Here is a 14,996-nt window from a genome sequence, read left to right on the forward strand (position 1 = left end):
CGCGCGGCAGAACGAATTCCTGCGCCGCGCCGGGCTGCCGGCCATGGATCTCAGGGGCGCCCTCGAGAGCCGGTACTGGGAAAAGGAGTACTGGTCGCGCGACTGGTGAGGCGGCTGGCTGCCACACTGGCGCCCGCGCGCGCCCTGTGACCGCCGTCACGCCGCCGCCCCGGCGACCGTGCTACGCCATCTCCCAGGACATCCGGGGAGGTTGCCGTATGGGAATGCTGCGCGGTCCCCTCGCAGGCCTGACTGTCGCCCTTGCGCTCTTCCACGCCGCCGCGGCGGTGGGGGCGTCGCGCCCCGCGCCGGGCACCGTCTCCCCCGCGGCTGGCGCCGGGAACCCGACCCTCTTCACCGCCACCTTCACCGACGCCGACGGCTGGCGCGACCTCGACACCGTCTGGTTCACGCTGCGCAGCAGGCTCGAGCCAGCGCGCTCGGTCCGCGTGCTGTACCGCGTCGCGACGAACCGCCTCTCGTTCAACGGCGGCACGGCGTGGCGCGGCAGCGCAGGACCCGGCGCCTTCGTTGCCCTGGCGGGCACCTGGGGCCGCCTCTACGTGCGGCACTGCCGTGCGAGCGGCGTCGGCGCGACGCTGACGCTGCGGCTCTACCTCGGCGTGAAGGCCGGCCTCGAGGACCGCGACCTCGAGGTGCTCATCGCCGCTCGTGATCGCTCGGGGCTCACGTCCGCCTGGAAGATCGCCGGCGCGCGTCGCGCCCCCTCGTCGAAGGTCTTCGCGTTCCCGGTGTTCCCCGCCGACAACCCCTGGAACACGGACATCTCGGCGGCGCCGGTGCACCCGAACTCGGACGCCTTCATCGCCAGCATCGGCGCCTCGACCGGCCTGCATCCGGACTTCGGCACCGCCTGGGAGGGCTCGCCCATCGGCATCCCGTACGTGCGCATCGGCGGCGCGCAGCCGCAGGTCCCGATCTCCTTTTATTACCCGGACGAGAGCGACCCGGGGCCCTATCCCATCCCCGGCGCCGCGCTCATCGAGGGCGGCCCCTACGCCTCGGGCGACCGCCACATCCTCCTCGTCGACGTCGACAACCTGCTGCTCTGGGAGATCTACGACGCGCGGCGGGTGACCGGCGGCTGGGCCGCGGGCTCGGGCGCGAAGTTCGACCTGACGTCCAACGCGTTGCGCCCCGACGGCTGGACGTCGGCGGACGCGGCCGGGCTGCCGATCCTTGCCGGCCTGGTGCGCTACGAGGAGGCGCAGGCGGGCGCCATCAACCACGCGCTGCGCTTCACCGCGTCGAGGACCCAGCGCGGCTACATCCACCCCGCCACGCACTTCGCGAGCAGCTCCACCGACGCGGCGCTGCCGCCGATGGGCCTGCGCGTGAGGCTCAAGGCGGGGTACGACACGAGCGGCTTCCCGGCGCCGGCGCGCGTCGTCCTCGAGGCGCTCAAGAAGTACGGGATGATCCTCGCCGACAACGGCTCGGACTGGTTCATCAGCGGGGCGCCCAACGAGAACTGGGACGACGAGGCGCTCGCGGCCATCCGCGCCGTGAAGGGCGCGGACTTCGAGGCGGTGTACACGGGGCCGATCCTGCGCTAACGAATCGCACAGCCCCTTCGGCGAAGGCGACCCCGCCGACTGGACACGTGTCCCGACGGACCGCTGGACCACGAAGACCACAGCGTCTCAGCGCCCGGCCGGTTGATTCAGCAGAAGACAGCGTCTATATTCTCGTTCCGTTCGTCCTGACAGAGGCAGTCGCCGTCAATTCGGCCGGCACTGCGCCGACCGGTTTGTACCACGGGTACCAGGCTAGCTGGGAGACGGGCTCTTCCTTGCTCACGCAGGTCTACCAGATGACGGGTTTCGGGAAGGCATAATCAAGTCCTTGCGTGGTAGCGTGGCCCAGGCGACGACGGTAGGCGTGGGCGTGGGGGATGGAGTGATGAAGAGGGCACTCCGAACTTGCAGAACCGTGATGCGCCCCTCCCGCGTCCACCTCGTCGGTGCGATGCTCATCGGGGTGGTTGTCGGCGCCTACGCCGGCGTCATTCACAACGGATTCGTCTTTGACGATGCCGTCGTGTTCTCTTCTCACTGGATGCGCGAGGGGCTCTCTCTGGCCGGCGTGCGCTGGTCATTGACCGCGCAGGCGGGAGGGAACTGGCACCCGCTGACCCTCCTCTCCCACATGCTCGACGTGCAGTTCTTCGGAATGAACCCGGGTGCGCATCATCTCATCAGCGTGGCGCTCCACGCCGCTAACGCCGTGCTGTTGTTCAGCGTTTTGCGCGCGATGACGGGCGATCTCTGGCGCGGTGCGGTGGTGGCGGCGCTCTTTGCGATCCACCCGCTGCACGTGGAGTCCGTCGCTTGGGTTGCCGAACGCAAAGACGTCCTCAGCACCTTGTTTGGCTTGCTCGCAATCGCGGCCTACTGCCGCTACGTGCGTCGGCCGGGGGCCGTGAGATATGTCCTCGTGTTGGTCTCGTATGCGGCGAGCCTGGCATCCAAGCCCATGCTGGTGACCCTTCCCTTCCTCCTGCTGCTGCTCGACTTCTGGCCGTTGAACCGTGGGACTGGGGGGGGCGAGTCCTGGCGGAGAAAGCGCCCCTGCTGGCGGCCTCGGTTGGCACGAGCGCCATCGCCCTCGTGATGCAGCGATCCGCCGGGGCAATGCAGGTCGAACGGTTTCCCTTGTCCGTACGGCTGCTGAACGCGCCGGTGGCGTACCTGGAGTATGTGCGCCGGACGGTGTGGCCCGCGAAACTCGGTGTCATGTATCCCCACCCGGGCGGCGCGGTGCCCCTGCGGGACGTCCTGCTGGGCCTGGCGATCCTGGTTCTCGGCGCCCTGCTCGCCCTGCTGATGCGACGCCGGCGACCGGCGGTTGCAGTCGGCTGGCTCTGGTTCTGCGGCGCGCTTGTCCCGGTAATCGGCCTCGTCCAAGTGGGGGAGCAGTCCTTCGCGGACCGTTACACATACCTCCCGATCGTTGGCATCTTCATGGGGATCGCGTGGGGCGTGCCTCAATCGCGGGCCGCCGACCGGCGGCGTATGGCCGTAGCGGTAGGTCTCGCCGGGGTGGTTGCGGCCCTCGCCGCGGCAAGTGCGCGGCAGGTGGAGTCCTGGGCGAACAACCGGAGCCTCTATCGACAGGCGCTCGCCGCCGCGCCGGAGAACTGGATGATGCACGCAAACCTCGCCGCGGAACTGCTCGCCGCCGGCGAACTCGCGGAGGCCCTTGCGCACCAGCGCGAAGTGGTGCGGCTGAGGCCTGACCTTCCGGAAGGGCGTCACAATCTCGGTCTGGCGTTGGAGAGGCTTGGGCTCGACGAGGATGCTGCGCGCGAGTACCGCGAGTGTCTGCGACTGAACCCTCATCACCCCAGGGCCAGCCGCAGCTTGGGCAGGGTTCTTCTCAGACTCAAGCGCCCCGCGGAGGCGCTCCCGCATCTGCTGCGCGCCGCCACGGACCAACCCGACAACGGCGAGGTCCGCTTGAGCCTGGGCGATGCCTACGTCCAGCTGGGTGACCTTGCCGCCGCGGAAGCCGCGCTGCGCGAGGCGGTGCGAATCGATCCCAAGAACAACTGGGCCAGGATGTATTGGGAGAACGTGCGCGCCCGGGTGCCGCGGCAGCCATAGGGCCCCTGTCTCTTCAGCGCCCCATCGCCTTCAGCAGCGTCGCCAGGTTGCCCTGCGCCTCGGGGAGCCCCGGCTTCAAACGCAGCGCCTCGCGGTAGGCGGCCTCGGCCTCCGGGAATCTCCTGAGATTTCCGAGCGAGGTCCCCAGCCCGGCGTAGGCCTCGGCCAGGTCGGGCCGCAGGCGGATGGCTGCCTTGAACGCGGCGACGGATTCCTCGAAGAGCTGGAGGCGGCCCAGCTCATTGCCGGCGCTGACGTAGCGGGCGGCAGGCGCGTCGCGGTTGCCGCCGGCCGCCTCCGGCCCCACCAGCAGGTACGCCTCCGGACGCTGCCGCAGCAGCTCGCGCAGCCGCCGCATCGCCTCGCGGTGCCCGGGCGCCACGCGCAGCGCCGACCGGAGCTGCTCGATGCCCCGTGCCAGGTCGCCTTGGGCGATGAGGATGCCGGCGGCGTTGCAGTAGGTGTCCGCCTTCAGCTGCGGGTTCAGCGCGAAGGCCTTGGACATGGCCTCGCTGCGCTCCTTCTGGCGGCCGGCATTCGAGAGCTCCCGCGAGATGTTGAGGTAGGCCAGCCAGTTGTCGGGCACCGTGTCGATGCCGTGCTGGTAGACCGTCAGGCCGCTCTGCCAGTAGCCGATCTGGCGCCAGCACGCGGCGGCCAGCGCGATGAGCGCGACGGCCACCGCGGCGGCAACCGCGCGGCGCGCCCGCGCCGCCGGCACCCGCAGGCCGGCCGCGAGGACGATGAAGATGCCGACGAGCGGCACGTAGGTGTAGCGGTCGGCCCGAGCCTGGTCGCCGACCTGCACCAGGCCGATGACCGGGACGAGCGTGCCGGCGTACCAGAACCAGCCGGTGAAGAGCGCGGGCGCCCGCCGCGCCAGCGCCAGCGCCGCGAGCGTGACCGCCGCCAGCAGCGCGGCGCCGACCCCGATCTTCCACGCCTCCCAGCTTCCGTGCGGGTGCGGGTAGAAGAGCGTCAGGCGCGCCGGCCAGAACGTGTCCCGCAGGTAGAGGGTCGCGGAAAGCAGCGCGTTTGCCGCCCGGTCGCGCAGGGGCGAGTACACCAGCTCGAGGACGGCGTTGCTCTCGCGTTGCGCGTGGACCGTGAGCGCGCTCGAGGCCGCGGCCAGCGCCAGCAGCGGCAGCTTGTCGAGCAGCGGCAGCCGCCAGCCCGCGCGCAGCCGCGCGAGCGGCCAGTAGTCGAGGAGCAGCAGGACGAACGGCAGCGTGACGAGCATCGGCTTGGACGCCAGGCCGAGCGCCAGGGCCGCGACGACGCCGGCGTAGCGCCGCGGCGACGGCCGCCGCGCGTAGCGCACGTAGGCGAGCAGCGCGAGCATCCAGAAGAGCGTCGAGAGCACGTCCTTGCGCTCCGCCGCCCACGCGACCGACTCGACGTGCAGCGGGTGCCACGCGAAGAGCGCCGCGACCAGCGCGCTCGGCCAGACGGCGCCGGTCATGGCGCTCGTCGCCGCGAACAGCAGCGCGGCGTCGACGGCGTGGAGGAGGGCGCTGACGAAGTGATGGCGCCCGGCGTCGAGGCCGAAGAGCTGGACATCCAGCATGTGGGAGATCCAGGTCAGCGGGTGCCAGTTGCCGCTGTGCTCGGCGGTGAGCGCCCAGCGGACGTTCTCCAGGGTGAGCCCCGTGCTGACGTTGGGGTTCAGCGTGATGTAGGCGCCGTCGTCGAGCGTGATGAAGTCGTGTCCGGCGACCTGCGCATAGAGGGCGAGCGTCACGGCGACGAGGACGGCGGCGATCAACCGCCGGCGCCCGCGCGTCGCCGCGAGCGCAGCGTGATCCGCGCTCACGGTTCCTCGCCGTGCTTCTCGCGCAAGCGCGGGTTCGCCAGCAGGCGCGCCAGATTGCGCCTGGTGTTCTCGTCGCCCGGGTCCAGCTCGAGCGCGCCCTCGAATTCGCGCCGGGCCTCCTCCAGGTCGCCGGCCCTCGCGGCGAGCACGCCCGCGTCGGCGTGCAGCCGGGCCAGCCCGGGGAAGCGCCGGAGCGCCGCTGCGATGACCTGGCGGGCCTCGGGCTCCCGGCCCGCGAGGGCGAGCTCGCCCTGCAGTCCCCACCAGAACGCGGCCGTCTCCGGTTCCAGTTCCACCGCGCGACGGAACGCCGCGGCCGCCTCCGCGTGGCGGCCCGTCGCGGCGAGGGCGGTGGCCAGGTCGTGCCACATCCCCGCAGCCCCCGGTCTGCCGTCCACCGCCCGGCGCAGGCTCGCAACCGCCTCGTCGGCGCGGCCCTGCTGCAGGCGCAGCAGCCCGAGGGCGCGGTGTCCCTCGGGGGCGTCGGGGTAGATCGCCAGCGCCTCGCGCAGCTGTATCTCCGCCTCGTCCAGCCGCTGCCTGCCGGCCAGCAGCCTGCCGAGCTGCAGGTGCGCGAACCAGTTGCGCCGGGTCACCTCGAGGGTCCGTCGCAGCAACACCTCGCTGTCGCGCCAGTAGCCGATCTGCGCGCGGGTCATCGGCACCAGCGACGCCGCGACGGGAACCAGCGCCAGCGCGGCGCACGCCCGTGCGCGGCCGGCGGGCACGGCGGCGAGCGACCAGGCCGCGGCGACGAACGGCCCGGCCAGCGGGATGTACATGTAGCGGTCGGCCGCAGCCTGCCAGCCTGCCTGGACGAGGCCCGCCATCGGCAGCAGCGTCACGAGAAACCACGCCCAACCCATCGCGAGCCACGGGGCCCGCCGGCGTGCGATCCACGCGAGCGCCGTCGCCGCCGCGGCCGTCGCCAGGACGGCGAGGGGCGCCGCGATGCCGGCGCCGGCGTCCAGGGGGTAGTAGGCGGCGAGGCCGGACGGCCAGGCGGCCGTCCGCACGTAGTGGGCAAGTGCCCGCAGGCCCGTTGCGGCGCGCCCGGCGAGGGACATGTCCGCGAGCGGGACGACCGCGGTCCCTTGAGCCCACAGGGTCATCAGGCCGCCCGCGAGCGAGAGGGCGAGCAAGGGGGCCTTTTCGGCCAGCGCGCGCCGGAGCGCCCCGTCCCTCCCGTGGAGGCGCCCGAGCGGCCACCAGTCGAGGAGAAGCAGCGCGAGCGGGAACGTCACCATCGTCGGCTTGGACAGCAGGCCCAACGCGTGGCAGGCGGCGACCGCGACGTAGCGCCACGGGGCCGGCCGGCGGACGTAGCGCGCCCAGGCCAGCAGGCCGGCCATCCAGAAGAGGCCGGCGAGGAGGTCCTTGCGCTCGGAGATCCAGGCGACCGACTCGACCCGCAGCGGGTGCACGGCGTGCAGCGCGCCGACGGCGGCGGCCGGCCAGGTCGCGCCGGTGAGCGCGCGCAGCGCGAGGAAGAGCAACGCCGAGACGGCTGCGTGCAGCAGCACGCTCGTCTGGTGGTGCCCGGCCGGGTCGAGGCCGTGGAGGTCGACGTCGGCCATGTGCGACAGCCACGTGAGCGGGTGCCAGTTCGACGCGTAGCCGACGCTGGTGAACGCCCAGGCGACGCCGCGCCAGCGCAGACCCTCCCGCACCCGGTCGTTGACCAGGACGTAGAGCCCGTCGTCGATCTGGTAGTAGCCGTTGCGCCGCGCCGGCCAGAATACCGCCGCCGCGAGCAGGAACAGCGCCACGGCGACGCCGGCGGCCAGCGGCCGATTTTCGCGCGTGGTCACCCGGATGCCCTCCTAGCGCGCGCAGTCTAGCACCCCGTCCGCCGGCGTCCAATCCGCCGGCGGACCGGGGGCGCGACACGGGCGCGGATCGCCCCCAACCGTGCTAGCATCTTCACTGAATGGAATCCTCTCATCGCTCAGACTGGAGCCGGGGCAGGCTGTTCCAGTTCATGGTCCGGCTGGGCGCCGTCAAGGGCACGGTGGTTGCCACCCTGTTCATCGCGGCGCTCTCGCTGGCGTTGGCCGTGGTCACGATGGCTGTCCTGCACCGCCTCTCCTGGATGGGCGTCTTCATCTCGGGGACCCTGCCGCTGCTGCTGGTGCCGACGCACTGGTATCCGTTCATGCGGATCTCCGAGCAGCTGCACCGCGCCGAGGGCCGGCTGCGCGTCAGCGAGGAGCGCTACCGCTCCATCCTCGAGCGGATGAGCGAGGCCTACGTCGAGATCGACCAGCGCGGCCGCCTGACGTTCTTCAACGACTCGCTCTGCCGCATGACCGGCTACCGCCGCGGCGAGCTGGAGGGCCGGAGGATCGCCGAGGTGCTCGCCCCCGCCGACGTGCGCCGCCTGATCCGCAGCGCCGCGCGCCTGAAGGACCCGGCGCGGCTCGGCGCCGTCTATGACCTGCCGGTCGCCGCGCGGGGCGGCTCGTCCCGCCACCTCGTCGTCTCCTACTCGCTGCTGCGGGACGGGCAGGGCGCGTGGCGCGGCTACCACGCGGTGCTCTTCGACGCCACGGAGCGGATCGCCGCCGAGAGCGAGAAACGGGCGCTCGAGCGGCGCCTGCTGCGCGCGCAACGGATGGAGTCCCTCGGCGTCCTCGCCGGCGGCGTCGCGCACGACCTGAACAACATCCTCTCCGGCCTCGTCGGCTACCCGGACCTGCTCCTGCTGGAGTACGGGCGCGACGAGTTCCTGCGCTCCTCGCTGCGCGCGATCAAGGACTCAGCCGAGAAGGCGTCCGCGGTCGTGCAGGACCTGCTGACGCTCTCGCGCCGGGGGGTGGTCGTCAGCGACGTCGTGAACCTCAACGAGGTCGTTGCCGCCTACCTGCGCAGCCCGGAATACGCGCACCTCGCCGCGTCGCACCCCGACGTCCGGGTCGTCTCCAGCCTCGACCCGGCCCTGCCCAACATCGAGGGCTCGGGCATTCACCTCTTCAAGACCGTGATGAATCTCGTCATCAATTCCTTCGAGGCGATCGTCCCGCCCGGCACCATACGCCTGACCACCGCGAACCGCCGCCTGGACCGTCCCGTCAAGGGCTACGACCACGCCCTGCCGGGGGAGTACGTGACGCTCACGGTGGAGGACAGCGGCGTCGGGATCTCGCCGGAGGACGCCGAGCGGATCTTCGAGCCGTTCTACACCCGGAAGGTCCTCGGGCGCAGCGGATCGGGACTGGGCCTGGCCGTCGTCTGGGGGACGGTGAAGGATCACCGGGGCTGCATCTTCGTCGACAGCGAGCCGGGGCGCGGTACCGCCATCACGCTGTACCTGCCGGCGAGCGACCGGAAGCTGCCGGAGAGCTCCGTCGTGCCCGCGCTGGAGAAGCACCTCGGCCGCGGCGAGTGCGTGCTGGTCGTGGACGACCTGCGGGAGCAGCGGGCCCTGCTCGCGCAGATCCTCACGCGGCTCGGCTACCGCCCGCAGACGGCGGCCAGCGGCGAGGAGGCGGTGGCCTTGCTCCGGCGAGGGGAAGCGGTCGATCTGGTCGTGCTCGACATGATCCTCGAGGGCGGCATGGACGGACTCGACACGTACCGGGCGCTGCGCGAGCTGCGTCCCGGGCTGAAGGTGGTGATCACGAGCGGCTATGCCGAGACCGAGCGCGTCCGCGAGGCGCAGCGGCTGGGGGCGGGCGCCTACGTGAAGAAGCCGTACCGCCTCGAGCACCTGGCCCGGGTGCTCGACGAGGCGCTGCACGCCTGAGGCCCCCGCGTTCCGCCGCCGCACGTATTCCTTGACAATCCCCTGCAAAACCCGTAGGGTACCGCTTTCGTCAGGAGGGTGGACGCGAGAGGTGGTGGGTGTAGCTCAACGGTTAGAGCACTGGACTGTGGCTCCAGGGGTTGAGGGTTCAAATCCCTTCATCCACCCCAGTTAGGTGTGATAGGATAGTACAACGTGGGCCGTTAGCTCAGCTGGTAGAGCAGCTGACTCTTAATCAGCGGGTCGAAGGTTCGAATCCTTCACGGCTCACCACGTTTTTCGCGATGAACACGCGCCGGCTGGCCAGAAGGGTCCAGGTGCAAGGAGCGCGACGATCCGGCGACTGAGGCGGGCTGGTGGCCGCCGCAGGGAGCCGGGAGGAGTGCGACGCCGCAGATGGGCCCTTGTGACCAGACGGCGGGCGAAAGTGGCGGAACGGGCAGACGCGCTGGACTTAGAATCCAGTCCCGGAGACGGGGTGGGGGTTCAACTCCCCCCTTTCGCACCACGCGCCGCCGCTCCCCGAAGGAACCCACGCCGCGAGCCTAGGGCCAAGGAGAACCCCGTGGAGGAACTGAAGGTCACCGTCGAGGAACCGGGCGCCGTCAGGCGCGCGATCACGGTCGAGGTCGCCGCCGCCGATGTCATCGCCGGCTTCGCCGCGATGCTCAGGGAGTACCGGCGCAAGGCCGTCCAGCCCGGCTTCCGCAAGGGCAAGGTTCCGGCCGACATCATCCGCCGCCTCTACTGGGGGGACATCACCTCGGACGTCGCCCGCGCCCTGATCGGGGAGAGCTACCCGGCCGCGCTCGACAAGGTCGGACTCGACCCCGTGGCGGAGCCCGAGTTCGAGATCCTCACGCTCGAGGAGGACCAGCCCTTCACGTACAAGGCCACGGTCGAGGTCAAGCCGCGCTTCGAGCCCGCCGGCTACACCGGCATCGAGGTGCCCGGCGAGTCGGTCGAGGTCGCGGACGAGGAGGTCGGCCGCCTCATCGAGGAGATCCGGCAGAGCCACGCCACCGTGAAGAAGATCGAGGAGGCGCGCGGGCTGCGCGACGGGGACGTCGCGGTGATCAGCTTCGAGGGGACGGCGGGGGGCGCCGCGATCCCCGGCGGCTCCGGGAAGGATTTCCCCGTCACGCTCGGCGGCGGCTCGTTCCCGCCGGGCTTCGAGGACAACCTCATCGGCGCGACGGCGGGCGAGACGCGCGAGTTCACGATCAAGCTGCCGGAGCAGTTCTCCGATCCGGCGCTCGCGGGCAAGGAGGCGCTGTTCACCGTGACCGTCTCCGAGGTGCGCGAGCGGATCCTGCCGGCGCTCGACGACGAGTTCGCGAAGGACGTCGGCGAGTACCAGGGGCTGGAGGACCTGCGGGCGAAGGTGCGCGAGAACATCCGGCGCACCAAGGAGGTCGCGGCGCGCGGCCGGGTGCGCGACGCGGTCGGGCGCCGGCTCGCGGAGCTGCACCCGATCGAGGTGCCGCCCACCATGCTCGAGCGCCGGCGCGAGTCGCTCATCGCCGAGGCCGAGCGCTACCTGGTGATGCGCGGGATGCCGTGGGCCGAGGTGCAGAAGACGCGGGCGCAGATCCGCGAGGACGCCGGGCCGGCCGCCGAGCGGCGGGTGCGCATCTCGCTCGTGCTCGAGGCGATCGCGGCGCGCGAGGGGATCACGGTGGGCGAGGAGGAGCTGGCGGCGGAGATCGGCAAGATCGCCGCGGCCAACAAGCTGGAGCCGGCGGAGGTGCGCCGGCGCCTCGTGGAGAACGGGTCGCTCGCGGGGCTCGCCGCCTCCCTGCTCGAGGACAAGGCCCTCGAGTGGGTGGCCGAGCGCGCGAAGATGGTGTAGGGAGGGCAAGCGTGATGAGTCTCGTGCCGATCGTCGTCGAGCGCAGCAACCGCGGGGAGCGGGCCTACGACATCTTCTCGCGCCTGCTCAAGGACCGGATCATCTTCCTCGGGGACCCCATCGAGGATCACATCGCCAACCTCGTGATCGCGCAGCTGCTCTTCCTCGCGGCCGAGGACCCCGAGAAGGACGTCAACCTCTACGTCAACTCGCCGGGCGGCGTCGTCACCGCCGGGCTGGCGATCTACGACACGATGCAGTACCTCAAGTGCCCGGTCTCCACGATCTGCATCGGGCAGGCCTCGAGCATGGGCGCGCTGCTGCTGGCCGCCGGCACGAAGGGCAAGCGCTTCGCGCTGCCGCACGCGCGGATCATGATCCACCAGCCGCTCGGCGGCGTGCAGGGGCAGGCGACGGACATCGACATCCAGGCGCGCGAGATCCTGCGGATGCGCGAGACGATCAACGAGATCCTCGTGCGCCACACCGGGCAGTCCATGGAGACGATCCGGCGCGACACGGACCGGGACTTCTTCATGTCGCCGGAGCAGGCGCGCGAGTACGGCATCATCGACGAGGTCATCGTCCGGCGGCCGGGGGCGTAAGGGGCGCATGGCACGCAGGGCGACACCGGGCGGCGGGACGCCGCCGCCGGCCAACGTGAGCTGCTCCTTCTGCGGCAAGCGGCAGGAGGAGGTCCGCAAGCTCGTCGTCGGGCCGAACGTCTACATCTGCAACGAGTGCATCAGCGTCTGCCACGACATCCTCGCCGAGGAGGGGGCGCGGCTCGGGCCCTCGGGCGCGGGGGACGTGCCGACGCCGCAGTCGCTCAAGAAGGTGCTCGACGAGTACGTCATCGGGCAGGAGCGCGCCAAGAAGATCCTCGCCGTCGCGGTGCACAACCACTACAAGCGCATCGGCGTCGGCGGCAAGCTCGGCGGGGTGGAGCTGGAGAAGTCCAACGTCCTGCTCATCGGGCCGACCGGGAGCGGCAAGACGCTGCTCGCGCGGATCATGGCGCGCATCCTCAAGGTGCCGTTCGCGATCGCGGACGCCACGAGCCTGACCGAGGCCGGCTACGTCGGCGAGGACGTGGAGAACATCATCCTGCGCCTGCTGCAGGCCGCGGAGTACAACGTGGAGCTGGCCGAGCGCGGGATCATCTACATCGACGAGATCGACAAGATCAGCCGCAAGTCCGAGAACCCCTCGATCACCCGCGACGTCTCGGGCGAGGGGGTGCAGCAGGCGCTGCTCAAGATCGTCGAAGGCACCGTCGCGAACGTGCCGCCGCAGGGCGGGCGCAAGCACCCGCAGCAGGAGTTCATCCAGGTCAACACGACGAACATCCTCTTTGTCTGCGGCGGCGCCTTCCACGGGCTGGACTCGATCATCCGCGAGCGGCTCGGCCGGCGGGTCGTGGGCTTCGGCGCCGGCGAGGGCGCGCGGACCGCGGAAGATGCGAAGGTGCTCCAGCGCGTCGAGCCGGAGGATCTGCTGCACTACGGCCTGATCCCGGAGTTCATCGGGCGGCTGCCGGTGCTCGGCGTGCTCGACGAGCTGGACGAGGGCGACCTGGTGCGCATCCTGCGCGAGCCGCGCAACGCGCTCGTCAAGCAGTACGAGAAGTTCTTCGAGCTCGAGCGCGTGCGGCTGACGTTCACCGAGGGGGCGCTGCGCGCGATCGCGTGCAAGGCGACGGAGCGCAAGAGCGGGGCGCGCGGGTTGCGCTCGATCATGGAGAGCATCATGCTCGATGTGATGTACGAGCTGCCCGGGCAGCAGAACGTGCGCGAGGTGGTGATCTCGGAGGAGGTCGTCACCGCCGGGCAGGCGCCGATCCTGCTCTACGAGAAGGCCTCGTAGGGCCCCGGCGCGCCTTACAGCGGCAGCTCGTCGAGTTTGCGGGTGAGGGATGCCTCGCCGGTCTCGACGAGCGCGGGCGCGCCGCCGAGCGTGCAGGCCCTTCCGGCCGCGTTCGTGAACGTCAGCTCGTTGCCCGAGACGGTCCCCGTCAACTCCGTGGTCTCGAACGTCCGGCGGCAGCGGAAGATCATGCGCAGCGAGACCTTGACGCCGTTGACCGGGCCGGCGATGCTCTGGACCTCGCCGATGGGTGTCCACTCGGCCTCGCCCGCAACAAAGGAGTGAGGCTGATCGAGCCGGAGCGTCAGGTCGCCGCCGAGGGCGCCGCCGTTGGCGAACCGCAGCGAGAGGTTGCCCTCCCAGCGGCCCGAGAGGTCCTCCGGGCCGGAATTGCCGCCGCACCCGCCGAGCAGCGCCACGGCGCCGAGCGCCGCCATCGCAATCGCATTCCGCATCGCACCACGCTTCATCGACGATCCTCCCTGGACGAGGGACCGCCGGGAACGGCTCGCCGGATCCCGGCGGATCGACAACGCTTCATCCTTCAGGGGATGAATCATACCCCAAAGCGGCAGGCCGCGGCAATCGTCGGCCCCGGCGCGCCGCTACCGGCGGGCCCGGGGGACCTCGTACCAGCGCAGCGTGCCGCACCCCGGGCGGACGCGGCCCCATGTGTCAACGGCGCAGTCGATCGCGACCACGGCGCACGTCGGCAGCTCCTCCGCGAAGCGCCGCACGAGCGCCTGCGCCAGCTCCGTGACGCCGGGGTTGTGGGCGACGAGCAGCAGCGCGCGCGCCCCGTCGTCCGCCTCCTGCAGCAACTCCAGCAGGGTGTCGGCGTCGGCCAGGTACGCCCGCTTCTCGGGGCGGATATCGTCCCACGGGAAGTCCAGCTCGCGGGCGACGATCCGCGCCGTCTCGAGCGCGCGGCGCGCCGGGCTGGCCAGGACGGCATCGGGGTGCGTCCCGCGCAGCGCCAGGACGCGCCCGGCCTCGGCCGCATCGGCCCTGCCGCGCGGCGCGAGCGGCCGCTCGAAGTCGCCCCCGCGCCCCGACTCCTTCTCGGCCTTGGCGTGCCGCAGGACCAGGAGCCGTTTCACCGCCGGCCCCTCCGCCGCAGCGCGTCGAGGACGATCCCGGCGAGGACCCCGTGCCCGAGGCGCCGGGCCGCCGCGGTCGGCGAGAACCACCGCCGCCGGCGCACGTGGGCCTCGGGCCAGGAGCGGTGCAGGCGCTCGACGTCGAGGCGGTAGACGAGGACCGTGCACACGCCCTGCCACTTCTCGTAGCGGTAGCGCCCGAGCATGCGCCGCGACACGCGCCCGGTGACGCCGGCCTCCTCCCACGCCTCCTTCGCGGCGGAGCGGGCGGGGGAGTGGCCCTTCTCGACGATCCCCTTGGGAATGACCCAGCGCTTGCCGCCGCTGCTGGTCACGAGCAGGACCCGCGGCTCGTCACCAGCGTAGCGCACCGCGAGCACGCCGGACTGGCGGTACCACGACGCGGGCTTGCGACCGCCCTTCACGGCCGCCCCCAGCGGGAGTAGGGGGCGCGGGCGAGCGCCGCGTTCGTGTAGCGCGGGTCGTCCGTGACCTCGGCGCCGACCCAGGCGGGCAGCGCCACCGCGGCGTCGACGGCCTCGATCTCCACCTCGGCGACGACCAGCGGCGCGTTCGCGCCGGAGAAGACGTCGACCTCCCAGGTGCGGCCCGCGAACCCGACGTGGTGGCGGACCTTCTCGACGGTGCCGCCGGCGCAGAGGCGCTCGAGGATCTCCGCCGCGTCGGCGGGTGGTATCGGATACTCGTACTCGTCGCGCGCGGCGCCGGCCGCGGGGCCCTTGACGGTGAGGAAGGCCCGCCCGCCGCCGAGGCGCACGCGAACCGTGCAGGCGGCGTCGGCCCCCGCCGAGAGATAGCCCTGGCGGTACGCGACGCCGGCGTCGGCGCCGGCACGCCAGTCGTCGCCGGTCACCAGGAACTTCCGTTCGATCTCCTTAGCCATCGCCCCCTCCGTCGCCCTCGCTCTCGCGCGCGCCGCCGCCCGGAGGCTGCGCGCCGCGCGCGCCGGCCGCCGCGTGCCGGAGCATCCGTT

At 71.6% G+C, this 14,996-nt stretch carries 13 protein-coding genes and 3 tRNA genes; 10 read left to right on the plus strand and 6 right to left on the minus strand.

The window, feature by feature from the left end; genetic code table 11:
• Window positions 1-218: 218 nt before the first annotated feature.
• The 3 genes from VI078_17075 (at window position 219) to VI078_17085 (ending at window position 3,626) form a co-directional block, all read left to right on the plus strand.
• Window positions 219-1,577, plus strand: a complete 1,359-nt coding sequence (locus tag VI078_17075; protein HEY6001001.1) for a hypothetical protein — start codon at window positions 219-221, stop codon at window positions 1,575-1,577.
• A 346-nt stretch (window positions 1,578-1,923) separates the two neighbouring features.
• Complete coding sequence (locus VI078_17080) at window positions 1,924-2,634, plus strand: hypothetical protein (protein ID HEY6001002.1); 711 nt, start codon at window positions 1,924-1,926, stop codon at window positions 2,632-2,634.
• A gap of 20 nt (window positions 2,635-2,654) precedes the next feature.
• Window positions 2,655-3,626 (plus strand): tetratricopeptide repeat protein, encoded by a 972-nt coding sequence (locus VI078_17085; GenBank protein HEY6001003.1) that lies wholly within the window; start codon window positions 2,655-2,657, stop codon window positions 3,624-3,626.
• A gap of 13 nt (window positions 3,627-3,639) precedes the next feature.
• Here the strand turns inward: VI078_17085 and VI078_17090 are convergent, their stop codons facing one another.
• Both VI078_17090 and VI078_17095 read right to left on the minus strand, forming a co-directional pair.
• Window positions 3,640-5,439 (minus strand): tetratricopeptide repeat protein, encoded by a 1,800-nt coding sequence (locus VI078_17090; protein ID HEY6001004.1) that lies wholly within the window; start codon window positions 5,437-5,439, stop codon window positions 3,640-3,642.
• Complete coding sequence (locus tag VI078_17095) at window positions 5,436-7,250, minus strand: tetratricopeptide repeat protein (GenBank protein HEY6001005.1); 1,815 nt, start codon at window positions 7,248-7,250, stop codon at window positions 5,436-5,438. Before VI078_17095 ends, VI078_17090 begins: the two co-directional genes overlap by 4 nt.
• 170 nt (window positions 7,251-7,420) lie before the next feature.
• Here VI078_17095 and VI078_17100 point away from each other — a divergent pair, with 170 nt between their 5' ends.
• The 7 genes from VI078_17100 to clpX all read left to right on the plus strand — a co-directional run bounded on the left by VI078_17100 (window position 7,421) and on the right by clpX (window position 12,902).
• Window positions 7,421-9,184: a response regulator gene (locus tag VI078_17100; protein HEY6001006.1), complete on the plus strand. Its 1,764-nt coding sequence runs from the start codon at window positions 7,421-7,423 to the stop codon at window positions 9,182-9,184.
• A gap of 94 nt (window positions 9,185-9,278) precedes the next feature.
• Window positions 9,279-9,354: transfer RNA gene (locus VI078_17105), tRNA-His, on the plus strand.
• Window positions 9,355-9,381: 27 nt separating this feature from the next.
• Window positions 9,382-9,457 (plus strand) — tRNA-Lys (locus VI078_17110).
• A 148-nt stretch (window positions 9,458-9,605) separates the two neighbouring features.
• A tRNA-Leu gene (locus VI078_17115) sits at window positions 9,606-9,692 on the plus strand.
• A gap of 57 nt (window positions 9,693-9,749) precedes the next feature.
• A complete protein-coding gene (tig, locus tag VI078_17120; protein ID HEY6001007.1) occupies window positions 9,750-11,036 on the plus strand; it encodes a trigger factor in 1,287 nt (428 codons plus the stop codon).
• A 14-nt stretch (window positions 11,037-11,050) separates the two neighbouring features.
• Window positions 11,051-11,641 (plus strand): ATP-dependent Clp endopeptidase proteolytic subunit ClpP, encoded by a 591-nt coding sequence (clpP, locus tag VI078_17125; GenBank protein ID HEY6001008.1) that lies wholly within the window; start codon window positions 11,051-11,053, stop codon window positions 11,639-11,641.
• Window positions 11,642-11,648: 7 nt separating this feature from the next.
• Entirely contained in the window at window positions 11,649-12,902 is a 1,254-nt protein-coding gene (gene clpX, locus VI078_17130; GenBank protein ID HEY6001009.1) for an ATP-dependent Clp protease ATP-binding subunit ClpX, read from the plus strand.
• Between the two features lie 14 nt (window positions 12,903-12,916).
• Here the strand turns inward: clpX and VI078_17135 are convergent, their stop codons facing one another.
• The 4 genes from VI078_17135 to VI078_17150 all read right to left on the minus strand — a co-directional run bounded on the left by VI078_17135 (window position 12,917) and on the right by VI078_17150 (window position 14,906).
• Window positions 12,917-13,339, minus strand: coding sequence for a hypothetical protein (locus VI078_17135; protein HEY6001010.1), 423 nt, complete (start codon window positions 13,337-13,339; stop codon window positions 12,917-12,919).
• Between the two features lie 168 nt (window positions 13,340-13,507).
• The gene (locus VI078_17140) at window positions 13,508-14,002 is read right to left on the minus strand and encodes a histidine phosphatase family protein (GenBank protein ID HEY6001011.1); all 495 of its coding nucleotides are present in this window, start codon (window positions 14,000-14,002) and stop codon (window positions 13,508-13,510) included.
• Window positions 13,999-14,427: an NUDIX hydrolase gene (locus tag VI078_17145; protein HEY6001012.1), complete on the minus strand. Its 429-nt coding sequence runs from the start codon at window positions 14,425-14,427 to the stop codon at window positions 13,999-14,001. The genes VI078_17140 and VI078_17145 overlap by 4 nt, the downstream gene beginning before the upstream one ends.
• Window positions 14,424-14,906 (minus strand): CYTH domain-containing protein, encoded by a 483-nt coding sequence (locus VI078_17150; GenBank protein HEY6001013.1) that lies wholly within the window; start codon window positions 14,904-14,906, stop codon window positions 14,424-14,426. Before VI078_17150 ends, VI078_17145 begins: the two co-directional genes overlap by 4 nt.
• Between the last annotated feature and the right edge of the window lie 90 nt (window positions 14,907-14,996).

The sequence above is a fragment of the bacterium genome (genome assembly GCA_036524115.1).
In the GTDB taxonomy this organism is placed as follows: domain Bacteria; phylum JAUVQV01; class JAUVQV01; order JAUVQV01; family DATDCY01; genus DATDCY01.